This window comes from Streptomyces sp. M92 (assembly GCF_028473745.1).
In the GTDB taxonomy this organism is placed as follows: Bacteria; Actinomycetota; Actinomycetes; order Streptomycetales; family Streptomycetaceae; genus Streptomyces.
In genome coordinates, this window is sequence record NZ_CP101137.1 from 5,397,171 (window position 1) to 5,422,777 (window position 25,607).

Consider the following 25,607-nt stretch of genomic DNA (forward strand, 5'->3'; position numbering starts at 1 on the left):
GGCGACCGCGTTCGGCTTCAGCCGCGCCTTTGCCGCCCTCACCGGCGTCAGCCGTGGTGTTCCGAGGCTCCGTCCGCCGTGGGCACACGGCCCAGCGTAGGCCGCAGGACCGGGGCATGGCGGGCCAAGAATGCCCACAGCTGGTCGGCGACCGGTCCGTGAGGCCGGTCGCGTCGGCGAGCTGCGGAGAGCTCTTCGACCACACCGGGAAAGTGCCGTCCGGCGATGGAAAGCAGGCTCCCGTCACGTAACTCGGTCTCGATCAGGAAACGCGGCACGTGTCCCCACGCCATGCCGTGCAGGATCAGTTCCTTTTTCATGAGGTGATCAGGAACGGAGGTCCGGGGCGCGCCTTCGACCAGGAAATGGCCTTGTTCGGACGGATGCCGCGCCGAATCCCGGATCACGCATTGGGTGAAGGGCTGCATCCGCTGCGGCGTGATGTCGGTGTCCGGAGGAAAGGGCAGGAAACCGGGTGCCACGACGGGCACCGCCGCCACGCGACCGAGATCGATCCATTCCATCCGCACGTCGCTCTTGGGGACGCGGTGCACGATGAGGTCGGCTTCGTCCTCCAGCAGCCGCTCCCAGGGGCCCGTGACCGTCTCGAACTGGAGGTGCAGCCGCGTCTGCGGGTGTGAGGCGAAGAAGCGGCTGAGCATCTCCAGCACCGGTGGGAGCGGACACAGGTCCCCGACGACCACGTGCAGTTCGGCCTCTTCGCCCATCGCCAACTGGGTGGCGTAGGTCTGTAGTTCCTCGGCCTCGTGCAGCAGGAAGCGGACCTTGCGGTGAAAGGCACGGCCCGCCTCGGTGAGCTGGACCCGGTAGCCCGAGCGATCCAGCAGGGCCAGCCCCAGCTGGCGCTCCAGCTTGGCGACCGCCGCGAACACAGAGGGGTGCGAGCGGTGCAACCGCTCGGCGGCGGCCTGGAAACCGCCGTGGAGCACGACGGCGTTGAAGCACTGCAACTCGTGGAGCGTGAAGTTCGACATTGTTCCGACAACCTACAGAGTACTTCCAGTTTTTGTAATAGAAGTCTGCAAACGGCGTCCATAGGCTGGGCACACAACCGCTGGACAACTGGAGCTGGCATGACTTCTCCGACCCGTACCACCACCATCACGACCGGCGACGGCGTCCGTATCGCTTACCGATTCGACGGAGACGGGAGCAAGCCGGTACTGCTGCTCTCCAACTCCATCGGTACCGACCTCCACATGTGGGACGGCCAGGTGCCGGCTCTGACCGAGCACTTCCGGCTGCTGCGGTACGACGCGCGCGGCCACGGCGCCTCCGACGTCCCGAGCGGCCCGTACTCCCTGGACCGGCTGGGGCGCGACGTGGTGGAGCTGCTGGATGCCCTGAAGCTGCGGCGGGTGCACGTGCTGGGCCTGTCCCTGGGTGGCATCGTCGCGCAGTGGTTGGGGATCCACGTCCCGGAGCGTGTCGACCGCCTGGTGCTCTCCAACACCGCCGCGTACCTGGGCCCGGCGAATCAATGGGACCGCCCCATCGCCGAACTGCTGGCAGCCCCCGACATGCGGGACACCACGGAGATGTTCATGAGCAACTGGTTCCCGGCCCGCATGCTGCGAGGCGACGACGAGGTCGTCGAGGGTTTCCGCCGCACCCTGCTCGTCACGGAGCGCGAGGGCGTGGCCGGGAGCTGGGCCGCGGTGCGCGACTACGACCTGCGCCGCACGGCCGCCCTCATCGACAGTCCGACGCTGGTCGTAGCGGGTGAGCACGACACCGTCACGTCCGCCGAGCACGGGAAGGAACTCGCCGCGACCGTTCCCGGCGCACGGTTCACCGTGCTGCCCACGGTGCACATGGCGAACGTCGAAGGTCAGGCCGAGTTCCTGACCGCCGTGCTGGCCTTCCTGACGGAACCGTCCTGACAGGCGGCACTGCCCACAGGTTCCAGAACGCGGCCGATCCAGCGGTCCCGGTGGCTGGTGCCGCCCCTGGCACTAATCCGTTCACTTGCGTCGCTGATGCCGATGGGCTGCCGCGGTGACACCCGGTTGACTTCGGAGTTGTCCGACAGAAATCGAGGAGACAGCCCTTCATGAACCTTGTGTCACCGGTGCTCGTGGGCATCGTCTTCTGCTTGCTGATGTCCCTGATCAAAGAACCGCACCGGCGCCGCTTCAACGCGGTCATCGTGGGCGGAGCCGGTGCCGCGTATCTGAGCGGAGGCGGTTTCGGCCCCTGGGAGCTCCCGTTCGTCGCGCTCGTGGCCTACATCGCCTACCGCGGCTTGGACTCCTGGACGTTCATCGGTGTCGGCTGGCTGCTGCACACCGCTTGGGACGTGGTCCACCACCTCAAGGGCAACCCGATCCTGCCCTTCCACCACGACTCGTCCCTCGCCTGCGCGATCTGCGATCCGGTCATCGCCCTGTGGTGCTTTCGCGGAGGGCCTTCCCTGGTCAGGTCCCTCCGCCTCCGGTTCGGGCCCGACCGGAGGGCGGACCACGCGCACGAGCACGCTCGCGCCACCCCTTGACCGGGTCGGCGTGGCGCTTCCCCCATGACCGTCGGCTCAGTGCGCGTCCCCGGACGGCAGGGTGGGCAGGTACGCCGGTGCTCGCCAGGCGCCCAGCCGGCGCTCCACCGCCGCACCGAGGGCCAGCAGTCCGGCGTCCTGGTGTTCGCCGGCCATCAGGAGCAGGCCGACCGGGAGTTCGCCGACGAACCCGGCGGGCACGGACAGGGACGGGTACCCGGCGACGGCGGCGGGCGTGGAGGACGGGATCACGTCGTCGTCCCCTCGCCCGCAGTCGGTGGTCCACGCGGGCGGGTTCGTCGGGGCGGCGATGGCGTCCAAGCCGTGTTCGGCCATGGTCTCGTCGATGGACCGCCGGGAGAGGTCCCGCAGTTCGGCGCGCATCGCCCGGTACCGCGGGTCGGTCGTCGGCGGCGCGGCCAGGGCCTGCTCGAACAGTTCCTGGCCGGCGAAGCAGGCCTGTTCGGCCGGGTGGGTGCGGTTGAACTCGATCAGCTCGGTGAGGTCCTGAGGCCCGTCGCGCGTGGTGAGGTAGGCGTCGATGTCCCGGTGGAACTCGCTCAGCAGGGCCGGGAACTCGAGTTCGGCGAGTCGCTCCTGGTAGGGCGGGGTCACCTCGACGATGTGTGCTCCCGCGGCACGCAGGTCAGCCGCGGTACGGGTCATCAGGGCGTCCACCTCCGAGCCGAGCGACGGCAGTCGCCACAGCCCGATCCGCTTGCCGCGCAGTGCGCCTGGCCGGGTGGCGGCATCCCTGAGCTGCCGTGCGCGCTCCCCGCCGGCCTCGTTGCCGCTGCCGTCCTCGGTGATCACGGAGAGGGTGAGAGCGGTGTCGGTCACGTTGCGTGCCATCGGGCCGGCCGTGTCCTGTTCGGCGGAGATCGGGACGATGCCCGACTGGCTGACCAGCCCGAGGCTGGGTTTGAGGCCGACCACGCCGTTCATCCCGGCCGGGCAGACGATCGAACCGTCGGTCTCGGTGCCGATCGCCACCTGCGCCAGCGACGCGGCGAGCGCGGCGGCCGAGCCGGAGGAGGAGCCGCAGGGATTGCGGTCCAGCACGTACGGGTTGTGCGTCTGGCCGCCCACCGCCGACCACCCCGAGGTCGGCTTCGCCGCGCGGAAGTTGGCCCATTCGGACAGGTTGGTCTTGCCGAGGATCACCGCGCCGGCCGCCCGCAGCCTCTTCACCAGTGCGGCGTCGGTGGCCGGCGGACTCCCGGTCAGGGCCAGCGATCCGGCGGTCGTCGGCATGTCCCGGGTGTCGATGTTGTCCTTGAGGAGTACCGGGATGCCGTCGAGCGGGCCGCGGGTCCGGCCGAGGCGGTGCCGTACGTCGCTGGCGGCCGCCTGACGCAGCGCGGTCGGGTCGGTGCGCAGTACCGCGTTGACCGTCGGGTCGACGGCCTCGATCCGCCGGAGGTAGGCGAGGGTCAGCCGGTACGACGTCAGTGACCCGCGCCGCATGTGTTCCTGCAACTCGGGAATCGTCACCGTGTCCAGGTCCACCCCGCGCACGAGCGCGGCCTCGGCGGCGGCCGACGAGACGCCGGTACCGGACGCGGTGGGCTCGGCGGCCACCGCACGATGGCCCGGCACGCCCGCTGCCAGGAGCGGTGCCACGGCCAGGGCGGCGGTGAGCGCCGCCATGCTTGTCGTCCTCATGGGCCACAGCTCACTACAGGGTCCCGTCGGGCACAAGAGGCCGTCCTTCCAGGGGGGTTCATGTGATCCGGCCGCCCGCGAGAGGCCGTCCTTCCAGGGGGGTTCATGTGGTCCGGCCGCCCGCGAGCGCGCGGCGAGAGGGTCCTGGCTGCCCGGCGGTTGCCTGTGCCCAACCCCTTGACGCCCCCTCATCTGCCGCTAAGGTCTAGACCTGCGAGGTGAAGGTCTAGACCTAATTCGGGTACTGGCCGGTGACGTCGTGAGCCGGGGCGGGCTGGTCCGGTGCGGACCGCGTGGATCGAAGGGAATGAGATGTCATGCGCATGAAAAGAAGAGTCGCTGTCGCCGTGGGAGCTCTGGTCGCTCCGGTGATCGCCGTGAGCCTTCCGGCGCCCTCCGCGAGCGCTCACGGCTGGGTGGTGTCGCCGGGGAGCCGGCAGGACCAGTGCGCCGCGGGCGTCGTGGACTGCGGTCAGATCAAGTACGAGCCGCAGAGCGTGGAGGGCCCCAAGGGACTCAACAGCTGCAGCGGCGGCAACGCCCAGTTCGCCGAACTGGACGACGACAGCAAGGGCTGGCGGGTCACGCCGGTCGGCTCCACGCACACCTTCACCTGGCACCACACGGCTCGGCACGCCACCGCCAACTGGCAGTACTTCATCGGCAACCAGAAGGTCGCCGAGTTCGACGGCAACGGCGCCCAGCCCGCCCCCGACGTGAGCCACCAGGTGAACTTCGGCGGCTTCACCGGCAAGCAGAAGGTGCTGGCCGTCTGGAACGTCGCGGACACCGGCAACGCCTTCTACTCCTGCATCGACGTCAACATCGGCGGAACCGGCGGCGGCGACGGTGGCGGTGACGGCGGCGGCGACGGTGAACCGGGCGACTGCGTCGCGGCGGCCTGGAACGCCGGGAACGTCTACAACGGCGGCGACACCGTCTCCCACGGCGGCCACACGTGGCGGGCGAAGTGGTGGGTGACCGGCGAGGAGCCCGGTACCACCGGCGAGTGGGGCGTCTGGGAAGACCTCGGGGCCTGCTAGAGCTCCCCACCCCTCGAGCGCGACCGGCCGGCGTACGCCCCCTCCGAGGGGCGCGCGCCGGCCTCCGCACGCCCGCACCCGGGCCGGGGTGTGTCCGCTTCTCCCTCCGGGTACCCGTCCGCGGCGAACGGCCGGCCTCCGGGATGTGAGCACGATGGTCTCCGAAACCGCACGGGTGCCCTCGGCAGCGGTGACCCTGACCGGCGACCTCACGGCCCCCGCCGGGGCTCGGGGCCTTGTCCTGTTCGCGCACGGCAGCGGCAGCTCGCGTCTCAGCCCCCGCAACCGGGCGGTCGCCGCCGGTCTGCGGCGGGCCGGGCTGGGCACGCTCCTGCTGGACCTGCTGACCGAGGACGAGGAACGCGAGGACGCCGCCACGGGCAGCCACCGTTTCGACGTCACCCTGCTGGCCCGGCGCCTGGCGGACGCCGTCGACTGGCTGGAGCGGCGCCCGGACACGGCCGGCCTGGCCGTGGGCCTGTTCGGCGCGAGCACGGGAGCGGCCGCGGCCCTCAGGGCGGCCGCGGAGCGGCCTCGGCGGGTGCGCGCGGTGGTGTCGAGGGGAGGCAGGCCGGACCTGGCCGGCGACGCGTTGCCCCTGGTCGCCGCACCGGTCCTGCTCGTCGTCGGCGGCGACGACGCCGCTGTCCTCGGTCTCAACCGCGAGGCGGCGCGGAAACTGCCGGCGCCCCACCGCACTCATGTGGTGCCGGGCGCCACCCACCTCTTCCCGGAACCGGGTGCCCTGGAGGAGGTCACCGAGGTCGCCGCCGACTGGTTCCGTGCGCACCTGACCGAGGGAGCAGTCGACCGGGGCTCCGGCCGGGACTCTCCCGGACGGCCCACGGAGTGACAGCCTTCCACACTCACAAGCAGACAGGCGGAGCGGTCATGCGATTCCACAACCGCCGGGAAGCCGGCCGGCAACTCGGTCTCCGGCTCATGGAGCGGGCCTCGGAGCGCGAGTTCCTCCGGCCCGTCGTTCTCGCGCTGCCCCGCGGCGGCGTACCGGTGGCCGCCGAGGTCGCCCAGGCGCTCGGCGCACCACTGGACGTACTGGTCGCACGCAAGATCGGCCTTCCCGGCCGGCCGGAGACCGGCATCGGAGCCGTCGTGGGCGACGACCCGCCGCTGTTCGACCAGCGTGCCCTGGAGATGCTCGGTCTGACCGAGGACCGGCTCGCCCCCGACGTGGCCCGCGAACGTGACGAACTGAGACGCCGCACCCTGCTCTACCGGGGGCACCGCTCCGCGCCCGACGTCAGGGACCGCACCGTGATCGTCGTCGACGACGGCCTGGCCACCGGCGCCACCGCACGCGCCGCCCTCCGCCACCTGCGCCCGCTGCGACCCGGCCGGCTGATCCTGGCCGTCCCCGTCGGCGCACCCGAGACCGCTGCCGAGATGCGCTCGGAGGCCGACGACGTGGTCTGCCTCCGGCAGCCGCCGGACTTCCGGGCGGTCGGCCTCTGGTACGACGACTTCGACCAGGTGGACGACGACGAGGTCGTCGAGGCGCTGGACGCCCGGCGCGCCTCGACGCGCGGCACCTGAGACGGCGGCGCTCAGGCAGGCAGCCCGCAGCCCGCAGCCCGCGGCTCAGGGCAGCGGTGTCCCTCCCGTCGCGTTGAGGATCTCCGCGGTGACGTAGCCGGCCTGCTGGGAGGCGAGGTAGACGTACGCCGGTGCCAGCTCGGCCGGCTGGGCGGGGCGGCCCAGCGGACTCTGCTTGCCGAACTCCACCGTGTCCGGCAGCGTCGCCGGGATCAGCGGAGTCCACACGGGGCCCGGCGCCACCGCGTTCACCCGGATGCCGCGCTCGGCGACCATCTGGGCGAGCCCCTGGGTGAAGGTCACGATCGCGCCCTTGGTCATCGCGTAGTCCAGCAGGTGCGGACTGGGCTTGTACGCCTGGACCGAGGTGGTGTTGATGACGCTGCCGCCGGCGGGGATGTGCGGCAGCGCGAACTTGGTCAGCCAGAACATGCCGTAGAGGTTGGTCCGCATCACCCGGTCGAACTGCTCCGTCGGGATCGCCTCGATGCCGTCCGGCTGCGCCATCTGGTACGCCGCGTTGTTCACCAGTACGTCGATGCCGCCGAACTCCGACACCGCCCGGCCGATCAGCGACCGGCAGTCGTCCTCCTCACGGATGTCGCAGGAGACGGCCACGGCCTTCTGCCCGGCCTCCTCCACGAGCCGCGACGTCTCCCGTGCCTCGTCCTCCTCCTGCGCGAGGTGGGTGAACAGCACGTCGGCGCCCTCCCGGGCGAAGGCCAGGGCCACCGCGCGGCCGATGCCCGAGTCACCGCCCGTGATGACGGTCCTGCGGCCCCGCAGCCGCCCCGACCCGCGGTAGGACTCCTCACCGTGGTCGGGCGGCGGGTCCATCGGCCCGCTCCAGCCGGGGTGCGGCTGGTCCTGGGCGGGGAAGTCGGGGCGGGGGTACTCGTCGGTCGGGTCCCGCTGGTCGTTCGCCACGTCGGCCTCCTGAGTGTCGTACGGCGAAGTCAGCGACCGTGTTCCCCGGGCGGGCCGGCCGAAAAGGCGGGAGTGTGGGCCCGGAACCCGGCCGGCGTCGAGAAACGACAGTGCTCAATGCCATGAGCCGTTCTTGTTGGACGGCCGCACCGACCTCGCGCGATGATGACGCGACGTCCGTCGTCACGGACCACCCGGCTTCCTCAGCAACACGGAGAACCTTCATGAACCACGTCGCCGACCCCGGCCGGTACGACGGCACGATGCAGTACCGGCGCACCGGACGTTCCGGTCTCGACCTGCCCGTGCTGTCGCTCGGCTACTGGCACAACTTCGGTGACGACAAGCCGTTCGAGACGCAGCGGGAGATCGCCCTGCGCGCCTTCGACCTCGGCATCACCCACCACGACCTGGCCAACAACTACGGCCCGCCCTACGGTGCCGCGGAGACCAACTTCGGCAGGATCCTGCGCCAGGACCTGGCACCGTACCGGGACGAACTGGTGATCTCCACCAAGGCCGGCTGGGACATGTGGCCCGGCCCCTACGGCCAGGGCGGCGGCTCGCGCAAGTACCTCCTCGCCTCCCTCGACCAGTCCCTCAGGCGCACGGGCCTGGAGTACGTCGACATCTTCTACTCCCACCGCCTGGACGCCTCCACGCCGCTGGAGGAGACCATGACGGCGCTGGACACCGCGGTGCGCCAGGGCAAGGCCCTCTACGTCGGCATCTCCTCCTACGACGCCGAGCGCTCCCGGCAGGCCGCGGCGATCCTGCGCGAACTGGGCACCCCGCTGCTGATCCACCAGCCGTCGTACAACATGCTCAACCGGTGGATCGAGACCGAGGGCCTGCTCGACGCGGCGGCCGACGAGGGCTTCGGCGTCATCGGGTTCACCGCCCTCGCCCAGGGCCTGCTCACCGGCCGCTACCTCGACGGGGTCCCCGCCGGGTCCCGCGCCACCCAGGGCAAGTCCTTCACCGCCGACTGGCTCACCGAGGACACGCTCGGACGGCTGCGCGCCCTGAACGACATCGCGGCCCGCCGGGGGCAGAGCCTGGCCCAGATGGCGCTCGCCTGGGCCCTGCGCGACCCGCGCGTGACCTCGCTGGTCATCGGCGCCTCCCGCACCGAGCAGCTGGAGCAGAACGTGGCCGCGCTGGACAACCTCTCCTTCAGCGAGGAGGAACTCGCCGAGATCGACAAGCACGCGGTGGCCGTCGCCGGTGTCGACCTGTGGCGGCAGGCCCGCACGGGCGCCCTCGGCTGAGGCACCTGAGGCACCAGCGTCACAGGACGTCGTAGGTCACGTGCGTGGCCGTGGTCGTCGCGGTCACGCGGCGCTGCACCAGCGTCCGCCGCGCCCGGCCGGTGAAGAGGGGCGTCCCGGAGCCCAGCACCACGGGCGCGAGGTGCAGCGTCAGCGTGTCGAGCAGTCCAGCGTCGAGCGCCGAGCCGACGGTGGCCCCGCCGCCCATGAGTACGACGTCGAGATCCTCGCCGCCGCGCGCCGACGCCGCCTCGGCGCGCTCGCGGGCGGCGGCGACGGCATCCGGCAGGCCGGTGGTGACGAACGTCCAGTCGAGGCCGGCGAGCCGCACCGCCTCGGGCTGCGATCTCGTCACGACCACGAAGGCGGGTCTGCCGACCTCGTGGGCGCCGTAGCCGGTCGTGTCGTCCCAGCCCTGCGGCCCGTCGACCACGTCGAAGAGCCGGCGGCCGAGGACGACGGCCCCCGAACGGGCGGTCGCCTCCCGCAGGACCCGCCGGTCGTCGGGGTCGTCGGAGAACGCCCAGGTGTGCAGGGCCTCGCCGCCGGTGCCCAGACCGCTTTCCGGGCCGGGATCCGGACCGGTGACGAAGCCGTCGAGAGAGACGGAGATGTCCGCGATGATGCGTGTCATACCAGTGCGGACCCGATACGCCACCGAATCTCATCGCGTCCCGTGACGCACCCTGGTGTTATCGATGCCATCTCCACTATGGTCCCCGTGTTCTCCGGTCGGCGGAGCCGGCCGTCCCGAGGAGCCGCTGGATGGTAGCGATGAACCTGCGAGAACCCCGAACACCCCGGCCGTCACCAACACCCGTGCTCCCGCCTTCGAGGCGTACGGCCCGGTGGAGACCGGGCGCGGCGGCCGCGGTCGGCGCGATGCTGGTCGTGAGCGCCTTGTCGACCGCTGCCATACCGGCCCACGCGGACGGCGGGACCCCTGCCTCGCCCGCGGACGCGGCCGCGGCGTGGGCGCCGGTCCCGCCGCCCGAGCCCGACGACCCGGCCACCCCCGTCGCGCTGTCGCGCGCCGGCCTGACCGTGCGGGTCGCCGAGGAGTTCCCGCAGGTCGTCTCGTACGACCTCGACGGCCGCCGGCTGGACGGCAAGGCGGAGGTCCTGGACACCTTCACCGTCAACGGCAAGCCCTACAAGGCCCGCACGACGATGAAGGCGAACCGGCACCGGGCCACCTACACCTCCACCTTCGCCGATCTGCCGGACCTCACCCTGACCTCCAGCATCACGGTCACCGACCGGCGCACCGTGGTCTTCGCCGTCGAGAAGATCTCCGGCGGCGCCGCGGCGGACGTCAACGAGCTGTCGGTACCCGGCCAGTCACTCGTCTCGGTCGACTCCGCCGACCGCGGGGCGAGCCTGGCCCGTACGAGGATCTCGACCGACTCCACGACGACGGCGGACCGGTTCGTCGACATCACCGGCGCCACCGAGCCCGACAAGGGGCCGATCGGCACGCCCTACGGCTTCGTGTCCCATGACGGGCTGGCGGCGGGGCTGATCACCAACGCCACCGACGACTCCGCGCAGGGCAGCAACGACAACTGGAACACCCGGCTCCAGTCACGGATCGTGGACGCCGGTGACGGCGCACGCCGCGCCGAACTGTCCGTCGGCGCCTACACGTACGCGCCCAAGGGCGCCACGGACCCGCGGGTCGCCCGCTACGAGCTGCCGAGGACCACCGTCGTCCTCGCCGCGGACGCCAACGGCGACGCCGCCGTCGACTGGCAGGACGCCGCCATCGCTCACCGGAACGCCATGACCCGCCCGCCGGGCGCCGACCGGGTGCCCGAACGGGTCGTCCAGCACATCCCGTTCAACTTCGCGAGCCAGGCCACCAACCCGTTCCTCAAGACGCTCGACAACGTCAAGCGGATCTCGATGGCGACGGACGACCTCGGCCAGTGGGTCCTGGAGAAGGGCTACGCCGGAGAGGGCCACGACTCCGGGCACCCGGACTACGGCGGCAACGAGAACGTCCGGGCGGGCGGCCGCGCCGAACTCAACGAGCTGATCCGCGAAGGCGCCCGCTACAACGCCGACTTCGCCGTGCACGTCAACGCGACCGAGGCCTACCCCCAGGCGAAGAACTTCAGCGACGTGCTGATCAAGGGCCAGGGGCTGGGCTGGAACTGGCTCAACCAGGCCTACCACATCGACCAGCGCACCGACCTGGGCAGCGGCGCCGTCCTGGACCGCTTCCGGCAGCTGCGCGAGGACTACCCCCAGCTCAAGAGCGTCTACATCGACGTGTACTACTCCAGCGGCTGGCTGGCCGACGAACTCGCCTCCGAGCTGCGCGAGATGGGCTTCGAGGTCACCACCGAGTGGGCGTACAAGTTCGAGGGAACCTCCATCTGGTCCCACTGGGCGAGCGACAAGAACTACGGCGGCGCCACCAACAAGGGCATCAACTCCAACATCGTGCGCTTCATCGCCAACTCCGACCGCGACGTGTGGAACGTCGACCCGCTGCTGGGCGGCACCAGCATCAAGGAGTTCGAGGGCTGGACCGGGCAGGACGACTGGAACACCTTCTACCGCAACATCTGGACCGACAACCTGCCCACGAAGTTCCTCCAGCACTACCGGGTGATGGACTGGGACTTCGGCAGGAGCGCACGCCTGACCGGCGACGTCGCCGTCACCAGGACCGACGGGGACGAGCGCCGGATCACCATGGGCGACGCGGTGGTCCTCGACGACGACACCTACCTGCTGCCCTGGGGCCGCGCCGGCAAGAAGGACGGCACCTCGTCACCGAGCGACGCCGACAAGATGTACCACTACAGCGCTTCTGGCGGCACGCACACCTTCGACCTCACCCGGCAGTTCGCCGGGACTGAGGACTTCACGTTGTACGAGCTGACCGACCAGGGCCGCTCCGACCCCACCCGGGTCCGCGCCCGTGACGGCCGGGTGACACTGACCACCGAGGCGGACCGGCCGTACGTGCTGGTGCCCCGCGGCGGCGAGGCACCGCACGCCGACCCGCGCTACGGCGCGGGCACCGGCCTCGACGACCCGGGCTTCAACGCGGGCGACCTGGACGCCTGGCACCCGCGCGGCGGCGCGACGATCGAGCGGGCCGACAACGGCGACAACGTCACCCGGCTGGGCACCGAGGACTCCCGTATATCCCAGCGGGTGGACGACCTGACGCCCGGCAAGCGGTACACGCTCAGCGCCGACGTGGAGATCGCCGCCGGACACCGACGCGCCACCACCCTGAGCGTGGCCGGAGCCGGCGAGGAGGCCGAGAACACCTTCGACATCACCCCGGCGCGCAACTGGACGGCCGCCGACGAGAAGCGGGACACCTACTCCCAGCGGGCCTCCGTGGCCTTCACCGCCCCCGCGAACGGCGAGGTCACCGTCGCCGTCGCCGCCGAAGCCGGAACGGCCGCCGTCGTCCTCGACGATCTGCGGGTCATGCCCGACACCACCGCGCCGCCGCCGCGTGACAGCGGAGTGATCGCGCAGGACGACTTCGAGGGCAACCAGCCCGGCTGGGGACCGTTCGTCAAGGGCGACGCCGGCGGCGTCACCGACCCCCGCACCAGCATCAGCGAACTGCACGCCCCCTACAGCCAGAAGAAGTGGAAGAACAGCCACGCGCCGTACGACGAAGGCACCCTCGACGGCAAGGCGGTCGACGACGTGGTCGGCGGCGGGCACTCGCTCAAGTCGCACGCGGAGAACACCGGGCTGGTGTACCGCACGGTCCCCGCGACCGTGCCCTTCGAGGCCGGACACAAGTACGCCGTGTCCTTCCGCTACCAGACCAACGTCCCGGGGCAATGGGCCTGGGTGACCGGTGCGGACACCGTCGGCGACGGGAAGACCGAGGCCAGGGAGATCACCCGGGAGACCTTCGAACCCGCCCTGGACACCGCCACGTACACCAGGGAGATCGTCGCCGGCTGCGGCGACACCTGGGTCGGCCTGCGCAAACTCGGCGGGGCCGCGGGCACGGACTTCGTCCTCGACGACTTCCGGGTCGAGGACCTCGGACCGGTGGACGGCGGCCCGGCCTGCGCCCGGCTGACGGCTCCGGCCGACGCCGACCTCAGCCCGGGCTCGCCCGGCGAGTACCGGACGACGTTCACCAACCACGAGGCGACCGACGCGCGCGACGTGGCCGTGAGCCTGGACGACGTCCCCGCCGGCTGGACCGTCGAGGTGAAGGAGGAGGACGGCAACCTCTTCGACTCGGTCGCCCCCGGCGAGACGGTCACGACCGACTGGCTGCTCACCCCGACCGAGGATGCCGCGGGCACCACGGCCGGCTGGAAGGCGACGGCCGTCTACGACGAGTCCGGCGTCACCAAGACCGTCACCGCGCGCGCCGGGGCCGCCGTCTCCGACGTACCCGTGCTGTCCCCGGCCTCGATGACGGCGACCGCCGACTCGGAGAACCGCTCCTCCGGCAGCGGGGAGGGCCCGGTCGGCAACGTGCTCGACGGCGACCCCGCCACCATCTGGCACACCGACTACACGGACACGGTCGCGCCCTACCCGCACTGGGTGGCCCTGGAGCTGGGCGGGGAGGCCGAGGTGAACGGCCTCGGCTACCTCGGCCGGCAGAGCGGAGGACCGAACGGCCGGGTCGGGGACTACGAAGTCGCCGTGTCCGACGACGGCCAGGAGTGGACGACGGTGGCCGAGGGGTCGCTCGTGGACGCGCGGGACATCCAGCGCGTCTCCTTCGACCCGGTACGGGCCTCCTACGTCCGGTTCACCGCGCTGAACGCACTCAACGGGCAACCGTTCGCGGCCGCCGCCGAACTGCGCGTCCACGGCACCCCGGCCGACCCGCCCTCCGGCTTCCCGCCGGGCACGCGGCCGTAGGGTCCGGTCCGGCGGATCAGCCCGCGGAGAGCCGGCGGGGCCTCGGCAGTGCGGGTGAGCGGGAACCGGTGCGTCCGGCTGCGAGGCGGAGGCGCGCGCCGACGCGACGGGGCCCCACTGGAGTCGGCGACCGGCGACCGGCGACCGGCGACCGACGGCAACGCGGCCGGGGCGGCACCTGCCACGCCCTCCAGGCAGTGGGCGAGGGCGTTCCCGGTCCCCGCGTCCGCGGCATGTCCGCCGGACAACAGTCCCGACGGTCACCGCGCGCACCGCCCCGCCTCAGCCGGCCCCGCCGGCGGCCGGGGCGGTGCTGGCGCGTACGACCAGTCTCGGCTCCACCGAGGCAGGTTCGGGTCCGGCCGCCGGATCCTCCATGCGCCGCAGCAGGTGACGGAACGCCAGCGCGCCCATGTCCGTGAAGGACTGCGAGACGGTCGTCAGCGACGGGGAGCAGTACGCGGCCAGGTCGATGTCGTCGACCCCGACGACCGAGACGTCCCGGGGCACCTCGCGGCCCGACTCGTGCAGGGCCCGGATGACGCCGAAGGCCATCTCGTCACTGGCGGCGAAGACGGCGGTCACCTCGGGGATCCGGGCCAGGACCAGGCCGTTGCGGTAACCCGACGACGGCGTCCAGTCGCCGGTGAGGACGGGTGGGACACCGCGGCCCTCGGCCTGTAGCGTCTCCTGCCAGCCCTTGAGCCGGCTCTGCGCGTCCAGCCAGGCGTCGGGGCCCGCCACGTGCCAGACCGTCTCGTGGCCGAGGTCGAGCAGGTGACGCGTGGCCAGCCGGGCCGCCTCCACCTGGTCGACGGCCACCACCTCCGAGGCGGCGGTGCGGGAACCGTCCACGGTCACGGTCGGCAGCGACCGGGTCAGCTGCTCGATGCGCGGGCTGACGTGGATCAGCGGGATGGCGAGGACGACGCCCTCGACGCCCTGGTCCGCGAGCCTGGCCAGCGCCGCCTCGACGACGGAGGTGTCGAGCGACTCGGTGGAGGCCGTGACCACCGACCAGCCGGCCGCGCGGGCCGCCTGCTCGATGCCGAAGGTCAGGGTGACCCGCGAGTAGAACGTCGTCTGCAGCGTCACCACGCCGACGGTCCGGCTGCGTCCGGAGGAGAGCGCCCCCGCCGCGCTGTTCTTGCGGTAGCCGAGCTGTTCGACGGCGGCGAGCACCTTGGCGCGCGTCTCGGCGCGGACATTGGGGTGGCCGGACAGCGCGCGCGACACGGTCTGCGCGGAGACCCCCGCCACCCGGGCCACGTCCGTCATACCGGGCGCCCGTCCGGCGGCCCCCGCACCCTTCGCCGTCTCCATGGGGTCCTCTCTCGTGTGAGCGCTCCGGATGATACCGGGCGGGTCCGGACCGCGGGCGACGAGGAATTGGCATCGATAACATTCTGTGCCATAGTTCCGGCCACGGGGGCGGGAGGCGCGCGGCCCACCCGCGCACCCACCAGCCCGCGCGGCCACGAGGAGGGACCGTGCCCGCCCTGCTGACCCGCCCGGACGGCCGTCTGCTGCGCGCCGGACGGCCGCACCGAGTCCTGGCCGGTTCGCTGCACTACTTCCGGGTGCACCCGCGCCAGTGGGCCGACCGCCTGGCGCGTCTCGCGGCGATGGGCCTGAACACGGTGGACACCTACGTCGCCTGGAACTTCCACGAGCGCCGGCCGGGGGAGCCCCGCTTCGACGGCTGGCGGGACGTCGAGCGCTTCGCGGCCCTCGCCTCGGACACCGGGCTCGACGTGATCCTGCGCCCCGGACCCTACATCTGCGCCGAGTGGGACAACGGCGGCCTGCCCGCCTGGCTCACCGACCGGCCCGGCATGCGCCTGCGTTCCTCGTACACCCCCTACCTCGACGAGGTCGCCCGCTGGTTCGACGTCCTCGTGCCCCGGATCGCCGGCCTCCAGGCCGCCCACGGCGGACCCGTCGTCGCCGTCCAGGTCGAGAACGAGTACGGCAGCTACGGCGACGACCACACCTACCTCCGGTGGGTGCACGACGCCCTGACCGCGCGGGGCATCACCGAACTGTGCTACACCGCCGACGGCCCGACCGGGCTGATGCAGGACGGCGGCTCCCTCCCCGGCGTGCTGGCGGCGGCCACCTTCGGCTCGCGCGCCGCCGAGGCCGCCCGGCTGCTGCGCTCGCGCCGCGACGGGGAGCCGTTCGTGTGCGCGGAGTTCTGGAACGGCTGGTTCGACCACTGGGGCGAGAAGCACCACACCCGGTCGTCCGAGAGCGCGGTGGCCACTCTGTCCGAGATCCTCGCCGAGGGCGGCTCCGTCAGCCTCTACCCCGCGCACGGCGGCACCAACTTCGGCCTGTGGGCGGGCGCCAACCACGCGGACGGCACCCTCCAGCCCACGGTCACCAGCTACGACTCCGACGCGCCGATCGCCGAGCACGGTGTCCTGACCGACAAGTTCCACCGGATGCGCCAGCTGCTGCTGACCGTGACCGACCGCCCGCCGCGGCCGCTGCCCGAACCGCCCGCGCTCCTGCCCGCCCGCACCCTGCCCGTCACCCCGGGACCGCCCCTGCTCCGGGCGCTCGAAGCCGTCGGCGAGGCCGTGCACGCCTCCGACCCGCTCACCTTCGGGGAACTGGGCCTGTCCCGCGGGCTCGTCCTCTACCGGGCGCACCCCGTCCTGCCGTGCGGCCGGGTCGAGCTGGGCGTGTCCGGGCTGCACGACCGGGCGCAGGTCTTCGTCGACGGAGCACCCGCCGGAATCCTCGACCGCGAGACGGGCACCCTCACACTCGACGGGGCGGGCCGGGCCGTCCGCCTCGAACTCCTGGTCGAGAACCAGGGCCGCATCAACTACGGCCCGCTCCTCGGACAGGGCAAGGGCATCCTCGGCGGGGTCCGGATCGACCGCCGCCGGGTGCACCGCTGGACCATGCGCCCGCTGCCCCTCGACGAGTGGACCGCCGACGACCTCGACCGGGCCACCGCCGCCTCGGAGCTCTCCGCGACCGCGCCGACGTCGGACCCGGGCGTGCCGGGCCGCCGGGCGGGATTCGCCACGGCCACCTTCACCGCCGACGGAGCGGCCGACACCTTCCTCGCCCTCCCCGGCTTCCACAAGGGCTTCGTCTGGATCAACGGATTCCTGCTCGGCCGCTACTGGAACACGGGACCGCAGGTCACGCTCTACCTGCCCGCCCCCCTCACCACCGCCGGCGACAACACCCTCACCGTCCTCGAACTGGAACGGGCGGGCGACCGCCTGGAACTGCGCGAGCGCCCCGAACTCGGTCCGCCGCAGGAGTACGTCGAGACCTTCGACTGAACCCCCGGACCCGGCCGGGCCCGCTCGGTGTGCCCGCGTCGCCGGCAGGTGGGAGACTTGCCGTGTCCGGGGCACAGGGAGGTGCCCTCCGGCGAGGGACGGGCGGAACGGATGATGCGGGGAGAGCAAACCGTCGGAGCCGCCCGGTCCGTGCGCGATCCCGGAGCGGCCGATGTTCCGCAAGCGTCCGGCATCTGACGGCGAAGAGCTCCTGGACCGTCTCGCCACGCTGACCACACGGGCGAGGGAGCTCGCCGAGCTGCGGCGCTCCCAGGTGGAACTCGCCATCGCCCTGCAACGCGACATGCTCCCCGCGGACCTGCCCGCGGTCCCCGGCTTCCACCTCGCCGCCCGGTACGCGCCCGCCTACGCCGGGCTCAACGTGGGCGGCGACTGGTACGACGCCTTCATGCTCCCCGACGGCAGGTTCGGCCTCTCCGTCGGCGACGTGCAGGGGCACGCCATCGACGCGGCGGCGTTCATGGGCCAGGTCCGGGCCGGCCTGCGCGCCCTGGCCTCCGTGACCGGTGAACCCGGCGACCTCCTCGCCCGCACCAACGACCTCGTCCTCTCCCTGGGCAAGGACCTCTTCGCCACCTGCACCTTCATGCGGTTCGACCCGGCCACCGGGGTGATGGAGAGCGCCCGGGCCGGCCACATCCCCTGCGTCTGGGCCACGGCCGACGGGAGGGCGGGGGTGTCCGACGACGAAGGTGGACCGCCGCTGGGGGTGGTGAGTGGTGTCGAGTATCCGGTGACCCGGTACCGGCTCGCCCTGGGCGGAGTCTTCGTGCTGCTCACCGACGGAGTGGTCGAGGGACCCGCGCTGAGTGTCGACGAAGGCCTCGAGAGGGTCGTCCGGCTGGCGGGCATCGCGGCCGTCGCCGGCATGGACGCCCCCGCGCTCGCGTCGGCCGTGCTGAAGAACGCCGAGCTGGTCGGCCACGACGACGACGCGGCCGTCCTCGTCGTGGGGCACGACGCGCGCGCCGTTACCCCATAGGGCGGCGTACGGGGGGCCTCCCGCCTCGCCGACGCGGCGCGGGCGGTGTCTGATGGCTGCTGTGGTGGGTATTCGCGCGTGGCCCCGGCCGGTCGTCCTCGCTCTCGGGACCCTGCTCGTCGCCGTCTGCTACTACGCGGCGGGACGGCTCGGGCTCATGCAGCAGCTGGTCGCGGAGGGCGCCGTGGTCACGCCCATCTGGCCGCCCACCGGAGTGGCGGTGACCTGCCTGCTGCTGTTCGGTCCGGCGTGCGTACCGGGCATCGCCGTCGGTGCCCTGCTGGTCGTCGCCTCCATCACCCCTCCGGGGCCGGCCGCCATCGGTGTGGTGGCCGGGAACACGGTTGCCCCGGTCTGCGCGTACCTGATGCTGCGCGCCGTCGGCTTCCGCACGGACCTGGCCCGCATCCGCGACGGTGTGGCACTCGTCTTCCTCGGGGCGCTGGCCGCCATGCTGATCAGTTCGGGAGCGGGCGTCGGCATGCTCGCCCTCGGGGACAAGCTGCCCGCGGGCCACGTCTGGTTCGTCTGGCTGGCCTGGTGGGTGGGGGACGCCATGGGCGTCGTCCTCGTCACCCCGCTGCTGCTCCTGCTCCACCGAGGTCGCCGCGCGCCTCCGCGCGGCCGGTGGGCGGAGGCGGCGGTGCTCGTGGTGGCCGCGGGCGCGGTGGTGCCGCTGGCCGCCTACAGCCGGGTCAGCATGCTGTTCCTGGTGTATCCGCTGCTGATCTGGGCCGCGCTCCGCTTCCAGCTGGCCGGCAGCATGCCGTGTGCCCTCTTCGCCTCCGTCGTGACGACCGTCGCGGCCAGCGACGACGCGGGCTCCTTCGGGCGGCTGACCGACGTCGAGGTGATGGTGAAGCTGCAGGCGTTCAACGGCACCATGGCCCTCACCGCGCTGCTGCTCTCCGCCGTCATCAGCGAGCAGCTGCACACCCGGCGCTCGGTGGAGCGCGCCTGCCAGGAACTGGTCGAGGCGCTGCAGCACCTGAGCGCCGGAACGCCTCCCGGCCCGTCCCGGCACACCGGGTCAGGCGGCCCGTCCGGGGCGTCGGGGGGGTAGGGGCAGGCGCCCCCGGACGGGCACCCGTCCCGGGGCGTCGCGGAATGTGACGCAGATCGCATGGAAAAGTCAGGACGCCGGGAATCAGCCAGTGCTGCGATAACCGGATATCGGACAGTCCCCGCCCGACTGCCGAGATCAGTGGCCGCAGCCGCTTATCAATCTTTGAACTAAAGGTTGAATGCCGATCATGGCCCGGGAAACCATGGCGCAACGTACTGGCGGGGGAGGGGCGCCAAGAACCGGAACCACGGAAACCGCAGGATTTAACGTCTCGTTCATGACTCAGCTGGACGTAAGGCCCGGGGCCGACGACACGGGCGACGGAGCCACCGCAGACGGCGTGCGGGCCAAGGGCCTCAGCGGCAACTCCGTGGGGCTGCTGGGCAGCGCCGTCATCGGTGTCTCCACGGTGGCCCCCGTCTACTGCCTCACCTCCACCCTCGGCTCCACCGCCGGTGAGGTCGGCGTGCAGATGCCGGCCGTGTTCCTCGCCGGCTTCCTGCCGATGCTGCTCGTCGCCTTCGCCTACCGCGAGCTGAACCGGGCCATGCCCGACTGCGGCACCTCCTTCACCTGGACGGTGAAGGCCTTCGGCCCGCGGGTGGGCTGGATGTGCGGCTGGGGCCTGGTCATCGCCACGATCATCGTGCTGTCGAACCTGGCCGGGGTCGCCACCTCGTACTTCTGGCTGCTCGCCGGAGAGGTCACCGGAAGCGAATCGGTGGCGGCGCTCGACGACAACAAGGCCGTGCACATCGTGACCTGCCTGGCGCTCATCGCGATCGCCACCGTGATCAGCTACCGCGGCATGACGGCGACCAAGGGCCTGCAGTACGCACTTGTCGCCCTGCAGTTGCTGGTGCTGGCCGTGTTCGTCGCCATGGCCTTCAGCAAGGCGGGCGACGCGCGGTTCCCCACCTCCACCGAGTTCTCCTGGTCCTGGCTGAACCCCTTCGCCATCCAGTCCTTCGCCGCCTTCACGGCCGGGCTCTCGCTGTCGATCTTCATGTACTGGGGCTGGGACGCCTGCCTGACGGCCAACGAGGAGACCAGCGGCAGCAGCCGTACGCCGGGCCGCGCGGCGCTCGTCGCCATGGTGGTGCTCGTCGGCTCCTACCTGGCTACCGGAGTCGCCGCACAGATGGTCGTGGGCTCCGGCGACCAGGGCCTCGGACTGGCCAACCCCGAGACCTCGGACAACGTCTTCGCCGCGCTCGCCGGCCCGGTCATGGGACCGGCCCTGGGCGTGCTGCTGTTCGTCGCGGTGCTGGCGTCGGCCGCCGCCAGTCTGCAGACGACCTTCATCCCGGTGGCCCGTACGGTGCTCGCCATGTCGGCGTACGAGGCGCTGCCCGCCTCCTACGCCGAGGTGCACCCCCGCTTCCGCACGCCGGGCCGGGCCACGGTGACCGCCGGTGTCGCCACCGGCGTCTTCTACACGGTGATGACCCTGGTCAGTGAGCACGTCCTGGTCGACACCATCTACGCGCTCGGCCTGATGATCTGCTTCTACTACGCCCTGACGGCCTTCGCCTGCGCCTGGTACTTCCGTGCCGACCTCCTGCGGTCCGGCCGTGATCTGCTGTTCAAGGGGATCTGCCCGGTGCTCGGCGGAGTGCTGCTCGCGGCCGTCTTCACCAAGACCCTCGTCGACATGTGGGACCCCGCCTACGGCAGCGGATCGTCCGTCCTCGGCGTCGGCTCGGTCTTCGTCATCGGCGTGGGCCTGCTCCTGCTCGGCGTGGTCGTCATGGCGGTGATGAGCCGGCGCAGCCCGGCCTTCTTCCGCGGCGAGGTGCTCACGAGGTCGACTCCCGCACTGATCGCCGAGAGCTAGTTAGCTTAGGCTAACCTTCTCTCATGGCGAAGGTCCGGCGGCTGGTGCCGCAGAATCCCAGGATGTTCCGTGCCCGCGTCGTGCGCACCGAGCGCGTCTCGCCGTCGATGCACCGGGTGACCGTCACCGGAGCGGACCTCGGCGAGTTCCCGTGGCTGGGCTACGACCACTGGTTCCGCCTGTTCCTCCAGCTGCCCCACCAGCGCCGCCTGCGGCTGCCGGAGTTCACGGGCACCCGGTGGTGGCAGCCGTACCTGGAGATCCCCGAGGAGGAGCGGCCGCACTGCGCCAACTACTCCGTGGCCGACTTCCGCCGGGACACGGCGGAGATGGACATCGACTTCGTGGTGCACCGCGACGCCACCGGCGCCGTCGAGGGCAGAGCGGCCGTCTGGGCCTGCGCCGCCCGCCCCGGTGACGCCCTCGCCGTCCTCGACCAGGGCGTCCTGTTCGACCGCCCGCGCGACGCCGCGGAGATCGTCGTGGTGGCTGACGAGACCGGCCTGCCCGCCACCGCGTCGATCCTGCGCTCACTGCCGCGGGACACCGTGGGACGGCTCATCCAGGAAGTGCCCACCGACGGCGACAGGCGTCTCCTCGACGCCCCGGCCGAAGTCACCGTCACCTGGGTCGTGCGCCGCGACGGAGCCTCGGTGCCCGGCGCCGCGGCACTCGACGAGGTACGGAGGATCGGCTCCGTCAGCCCGGCGGGCTACGCCTTCGTCGTCGGCGAGTCGACCCTGGCCACCGAGGGGCGCAAGCACCTGCACCGCCTCGGCCTGCCCAAGGAGCGCATCACATTCTCGGGCTTCTGGCGGCACGAGACGTCGGCGCAGGCCGCCTGAGACGGACTCAGCGGCGGCGGTGCGCGAGACGGCGGAACGTCCGCGCGCCGCCGGTGGGCGCCGGCAGCCGGCCCGCGACCGCGTCGGCGAGCAGCGTGCCCACCGTCTCGGCCGCGCACCGGCGGTTCGCGCCGATGCCGCCCGACGGCCCGCGCTTGATCCAGCCCACCACGTAGGTGCCGGGCAGGCCGGTCACCCGTCCTCGCTCGTGCGGCACGGTCCCCGAACCCTCGTCGAAGGGCAGCCCCGGCTGCGGCACCCCGCGGTAACCGACGGCCCGCAGCGCCAGACCCGCGGCGATCTCCTGCTCACCGGCGCCTCCGGTGGTCCGCACGGCCCTGAGGCTCTCGTCGCCGCGCATCTCCAGTGGCTCGGAGTGGAAGCGGAAGACGATGCGGCGCCGCCGCCCGGACGGGTCCGGCGGCGCGGACCAGTCGACGGCCTCGCGCGGCACGTCCCGGAACAGCGCGGCCTTCTCCGCCGCTGCGGCCGCGTCGATCGCCGCGCCGACGCGCGGATCGTGGTCGTCCACGACCAGGTCGACGCCCGGGAGGTTCTTGAGGGCGAGGAGTTCGGTCCCGGTGCAGGCGGCGTGCTCCGGGCCCCGGCGTCCGAGGAGCACCACCTCGCGCACCTTGCTGCGGCGCAGTTCCTCCAGCGCGTGGCCGGCGACGGCCGTGCCGGTCAGGGCCCCGGGGTCGCAGGCCAGGATGCGGGCGACGTCGAGGGCGACGTTGCCGTTCCCGACCACGACGACCCGGTCCGCGGAGAGGGCGACGGCGTCCGGGGCGACCTCCGGGTGGGCGTTGTACCAGGCCACGAACCCGGTCGCGGCGATGCTGCCGGGCAGGTCCTCGCCGGGTATGCCCAGGCGCCGGTCGGTGGCCGCGCCCACCGCGTAGATCACCGCGTCGTGGTGCGCGGCGAGTTCGGCGGCCGTGACGTGGGTGCCCACGTCGAGGCCGAGGTGCATGCGCACCCGGGGGTGCGTGTGGAAGCGGGCGAAGGTCTCGCCGATCCGCTTCGTCGCCAGGTGGTCGGGCGCCACGCCGTACCGGATCAGTCCGCCGGGCGCGGGGAGCCGGTCGACGAGGGTGACCTCGGAGCGGGTGTGCAGCAGCAGGTCCTCCGCGGCGTACATCCCGGCCGGCCCGGTGCCGACGATCGCCACCCGCAGCGGCGCGAAGTCGGCGGGCAGCACACGCTCGAACTCCGGCGTGCCCCAGGCGTGGAAGTTCGGCCCGTGGTCCACCGCCTCCCGCGGTCCCGGCTGCCCGGACCGCTCGAAGTAGGCGGCGTTGATCGCGGCGTACGGCTGCTGCGCCGGCGTCAGCTCCTCGGCCGGACGGACGGCGTCCACCGGGCAGGCGTCGGCGCAGGCGCCGCAGTCGATGCAGGCGGCCGGGTCGATGTACAGCATCTCCGTGGCACCGAAGTCCCGTTCCCCGGGGGCGGGGTGGATGCAGTTGACCGGGCAGACGGCCACGCAGGCGGCGTCGGTGCAGCAGTTCTGGGTGATCGCGAAGGTCATGTCGTCCGCTCGCCGGGTGGTCGTCAGATGAGGTGGGCGCGCTTGTAGAAGAACAGCGCGGGCTTGGTGAGCAGGCCCACCGAACTCAGGAACGTCATCAGCCCCGAGCAGCTGGAGCGCATCATCGCCTTGTGGTGCTCGTTGGCCTTCGCCTCGCGGAGCGCGCGCTCCTCGTCCAGCCCGGCGTTGGCGTACACCTTCCGGTTCACCATGCTGGTCACGATGACGTACGCGGCCACCGCGATGAGCAGGGCGTGGATCCGCACGCGTATCCGTCCGGCGCGCGCGAGGTGCTTGCGCGTCTCGTCGCGGGCGAACTTCATGTGCCGCGACTCCTCCACGACGTGGATGTTGTTGATGGTGCGGACGAACGGCACCACCCGCTCGTCGCGCATCCAGTCCCGCTGCATCACGTCGAGGACCTCCTCGGCGACCAGGATCGCCGCGTAGGCCGCCTCGCCGAACGCGACGGTCTTGAAGAGCCTGCCGAGTTCGACCGCCACGCGGTGCGGCCGGTAGGCCGGCGCCCCGAGCTTCTTGGCCCCGCGGGCGAACATGATCGAGTGGCGGCACTCGTCGGCTATCTCGGTCAGGGCCCACTGGAAGGTGTCGTCCGTCGGGTCCTTCGCGTAGATGTCCCGCAGCACCATCTGCTGGAGGATCATCTCGAACCAGATCCCGGTGCTGGCCACGGACGCGGCTTCCTGGCGGGTGAGGGCCTTGCGCTGGGCGTCGGTCAGCTCGTCCCAGTACCGCGTCCCGTAGAGGGTGCTCCACTCCGGGCTGGCCCCGTGGAAGCCCTCGTCGAGCGGGGTCTCCCAGTCGACCTCGGTGAGGGGGTCGTACGAGAGCTGCGCGGACGAGTCGAGCAGCCGCCGCGCGATGCTCTCGTCCGGGGTGTGGCTCTTGGTCCTTGGCCGCGAGAGGTGGATGGCCATGCAGGGGCTCCTCGAGTCGAGTCGGGGACGGTCCTCGCCCAGCGCTGCTATTACCGTCGGTAACGCAGTCTCCTTGTTGACGGACTTTATAGCAAGGGTCGCCGTGTGACTACCCACTGGTAACGGGAACGTGCGCGGCCACCGGTCAGCGGGGCGGAGCGGCGAGGGTCGCGAGCAGTCGGTCCGCCGGGAGCGCGGGTGCCGTCCGTCCCCCGAAGCCGGTGGTCGTGGTGGCCGCGAGCAGGGAGTTGAGCACCGCTTCCTCGACACCGTCGAGCACGGCCTCGAAGAGCGGGCCGAGTTCGGCGTCCGCCACCGGTCCGGCCGTGGGGGAGCCCGTGCCGAAGGCGACGGCGTAGTCCCCGCTGCCGTGGCTGTACGCCGCGCCCGTGCGGGCCAGCGCGAACACCGCGCGCCGCGCGACACGGGTGAGCTGCCGGGCGTCCAGCGGTGCGTCCGTGGCCACCACGATCATGCACGAACCGGCGTCCGGGCCGGGCACCGGAGTACCGGAACCCAGGGATGACGGGGTGAGGGCGCGGCCGAGGACCCGCAGCGTGCCGCCGAAGTTGGCCTGCACCAGGACGCCGGCGGTGCGGCGGCGGCCCGCCAGGTCCGTGACGCGTGAGGCGGTGCCGATGCCGGCCTTGAAGCCCAGCGCCACCGTGCCCGTGCCCGCGCCGACGCACCCTTCGTCCACCGGCCCGCCGGAAGCGGTGTCGAGCGCCGCCCGTACGTGCTCCTCCCGCACCGGCCGGGCGCGGATGTCGGACAGCAGGCCGTCGTTGCACTCGCCCACCACGGGGTTCAGGCTCAGCACCTCCCCGCACCCGGGCCGCTCGAGCATCCAGCCGACGAGCGCGTCGGCGACGCGGAAGGCCGACAGGGTGGAGGTGAGCAGCACCGGGGTCTCCAGCGTGCCGAGTTCGGCGAGTTGAGTGGTGCCGATGAGCTTGCCGTAGCCGTTTCCGGTGAACACCCCGGCCGGCAGGGGCGTCCGGGGGCCTACGGGATCGGGTACGACGGCGGTGACTCCGCTGTGCACGTCGGGCTCGCGGCGCACGGTGCTGTGCCCGACGCGGACGCCGGGCACGTCCGTGATGGCGTTGTGGGGTCCGGGGGCGGCCGTTCCGATGACGATGCCGAGGTCCCGGGAGCGGGGCCGGGCGGGAACGGACGGGCGCTGGGGGAGGGGCGGTTGTTCCATGCGGGGACGCTACTCGTCGCGT

The 25,607-nt window shown here is 72.1% G+C and carries 20 protein-coding genes; 12 read left to right on the forward strand and 8 right to left on the reverse strand.

The features are described 5' to 3' along the window. Positions 1 to 47: 47 nt before the first annotated feature. A complete protein-coding gene (locus M6G08_RS24275) occupies positions 48 to 995 on the reverse strand; it encodes a LysR family transcriptional regulator (RefSeq protein WP_272589280.1) in 948 nt (315 codons plus the stop codon). A gap of 99 nt (positions 996 to 1,094) precedes the next feature. On the opposite strand from M6G08_RS24275, the gene M6G08_RS24280 reads away from it, so the two are divergent. Further along, the gene (locus M6G08_RS24280; RefSeq protein WP_272589281.1) at positions 1,095 to 1,904 is read left to right on the forward strand and encodes an alpha/beta fold hydrolase; all 810 of its coding nucleotides are present in this window, start codon (positions 1,095 to 1,097) and stop codon (positions 1,902 to 1,904) included. Positions 1,905 to 2,074: 170 nt separating this feature from the next. Next, on the forward strand, positions 2,075 to 2,515 hold the full coding sequence (locus tag M6G08_RS24285; RefSeq protein WP_272589282.1) for a DUF6010 family protein: 441 nt from the start codon (positions 2,075 to 2,077) through the stop codon (positions 2,513 to 2,515). Positions 2,516 to 2,551: 36 nt separating this feature from the next. Here the strand turns inward: M6G08_RS24285 and M6G08_RS24290 are convergent, their stop codons facing one another. Then, positions 2,552 to 4,180 carry an amidase gene (locus tag M6G08_RS24290; protein WP_272589283.1) on the reverse strand — a complete coding sequence of 543 codons (1,629 nt, stop codon included), beginning with the start codon at positions 4,178 to 4,180 and terminating at the stop codon, positions 2,552 to 2,554. 317 nt (positions 4,181 to 4,497) lie between these two features. Between M6G08_RS24290 and M6G08_RS24295 the strand changes: the two genes are divergently transcribed. The 3 genes from M6G08_RS24295 (at position 4,498) to M6G08_RS24305 (ending at position 6,777) form a co-directional block, all read left to right on the forward strand. Next, on the forward strand, positions 4,498 to 5,223 hold the full coding sequence (locus M6G08_RS24295) for a lytic polysaccharide monooxygenase (protein WP_272589284.1): 726 nt from the start codon (positions 4,498 to 4,500) through the stop codon (positions 5,221 to 5,223). Between the two features lie 154 nt (positions 5,224 to 5,377). After that, complete coding sequence (locus M6G08_RS24300; protein ID WP_272589285.1) at positions 5,378 to 6,076, forward strand: dienelactone hydrolase family protein; 699 nt, start codon at positions 5,378 to 5,380, stop codon at positions 6,074 to 6,076. 38 nt (positions 6,077 to 6,114) lie between these two features. Continuing rightward, entirely contained in the window at positions 6,115 to 6,777 is a 663-nt protein-coding gene (locus M6G08_RS24305; RefSeq protein WP_272589286.1) for a phosphoribosyltransferase, read from the forward strand. A 45-nt stretch (positions 6,778 to 6,822) separates the two neighbouring features. Here the strand turns inward: M6G08_RS24305 and M6G08_RS24310 are convergent, their stop codons facing one another. Then, complete coding sequence (locus M6G08_RS24310) at positions 6,823 to 7,704, reverse strand: SDR family oxidoreductase (protein WP_272589287.1); 882 nt, start codon at positions 7,702 to 7,704, stop codon at positions 6,823 to 6,825. Positions 7,705 to 7,928: 224 nt separating this feature from the next. Here M6G08_RS24310 and mgrA point away from each other — a divergent pair, with 224 nt between their 5' ends. Further along, positions 7,929 to 8,975 carry an L-glyceraldehyde 3-phosphate reductase gene (gene mgrA, locus M6G08_RS24315; protein WP_272589288.1) on the forward strand — a complete coding sequence of 349 codons (1,047 nt, stop codon included), beginning with the start codon at positions 7,929 to 7,931 and terminating at the stop codon, positions 8,973 to 8,975. Positions 8,976 to 8,994: 19 nt separating this feature from the next. Here the strand turns inward: mgrA and M6G08_RS24320 are convergent, their stop codons facing one another. After that, entirely contained in the window at positions 8,995 to 9,609 is a 615-nt protein-coding gene (locus M6G08_RS24320) for a dihydrofolate reductase family protein (RefSeq protein WP_272589289.1), read from the reverse strand. Positions 9,610 to 9,857: 248 nt separating this feature from the next. On the opposite strand from M6G08_RS24320, the gene M6G08_RS24325 reads away from it, so the two are divergent. After that, entirely contained in the window at positions 9,858 to 13,850 is a 3,993-nt protein-coding gene (locus M6G08_RS24325; protein WP_272589290.1) for an endo-alpha-N-acetylgalactosaminidase family protein, read from the forward strand. Positions 13,851 to 14,132: 282 nt separating this feature from the next. Here the strand turns inward: M6G08_RS24325 and M6G08_RS24330 are convergent, their stop codons facing one another. Then, the gene (locus M6G08_RS24330; RefSeq protein ID WP_272589291.1) at positions 14,133 to 15,173 is read right to left on the reverse strand and encodes a LacI family DNA-binding transcriptional regulator; all 1,041 of its coding nucleotides are present in this window, start codon (positions 15,171 to 15,173) and stop codon (positions 14,133 to 14,135) included. A 167-nt stretch (positions 15,174 to 15,340) separates the two neighbouring features. Between M6G08_RS24330 and M6G08_RS24335 the strand changes: the two genes are divergently transcribed. The 5 genes from M6G08_RS24335 (at position 15,341) to M6G08_RS24355 (ending at position 21,909) form a co-directional block, all read left to right on the forward strand. After that, a complete protein-coding gene (locus M6G08_RS24335) occupies positions 15,341 to 17,158 on the forward strand; it encodes a glycoside hydrolase family 35 protein (RefSeq protein WP_272589292.1) in 1,818 nt (605 codons plus the stop codon). 172 nt (positions 17,159 to 17,330) lie between these two features. Next, entirely contained in the window at positions 17,331 to 18,161 is an 831-nt protein-coding gene (locus M6G08_RS24340) for a PP2C family protein-serine/threonine phosphatase (protein WP_272589293.1), read from the forward strand. Between the two features lie 52 nt (positions 18,162 to 18,213). After that, positions 18,214 to 19,224, forward strand: a complete 1,011-nt coding sequence (locus M6G08_RS24345; RefSeq protein WP_272589294.1) for an MASE1 domain-containing protein — start codon at positions 18,214 to 18,216, stop codon at positions 19,222 to 19,224. A 280-nt stretch (positions 19,225 to 19,504) separates the two neighbouring features. Then, positions 19,505 to 21,064, forward strand: a complete 1,560-nt coding sequence (locus tag M6G08_RS24350; protein WP_272589295.1) for an APC family permease — start codon at positions 19,505 to 19,507, stop codon at positions 21,062 to 21,064. A 23-nt stretch (positions 21,065 to 21,087) separates the two neighbouring features. Then, a complete protein-coding gene (locus M6G08_RS24355) occupies positions 21,088 to 21,909 on the forward strand; it encodes a siderophore-interacting protein (protein WP_272589296.1) in 822 nt (273 codons plus the stop codon). Positions 21,910 to 21,916: 7 nt separating this feature from the next. On the opposite strand, the gene M6G08_RS24360 is transcribed toward M6G08_RS24355, so the two are convergent. From M6G08_RS24360 to M6G08_RS24370, 3 genes are all read right to left on the reverse strand, one after another. Continuing rightward, entirely contained in the window at positions 21,917 to 23,440 is a 1,524-nt protein-coding gene (locus tag M6G08_RS24360; RefSeq protein WP_272589297.1) for an FAD-dependent oxidoreductase, read from the reverse strand. A 23-nt stretch (positions 23,441 to 23,463) separates the two neighbouring features. Beyond that, entirely contained in the window at positions 23,464 to 24,378 is a 915-nt protein-coding gene (locus M6G08_RS24365; protein WP_272589298.1) for an AurF N-oxygenase family protein, read from the reverse strand. Positions 24,379 to 24,523: 145 nt separating this feature from the next. After that, complete coding sequence (locus M6G08_RS24370; protein ID WP_272589299.1) at positions 24,524 to 25,585, reverse strand: P1 family peptidase; 1,062 nt, start codon at positions 25,583 to 25,585, stop codon at positions 24,524 to 24,526. Positions 25,586 to 25,607: the final 22 nt, after the last annotated feature.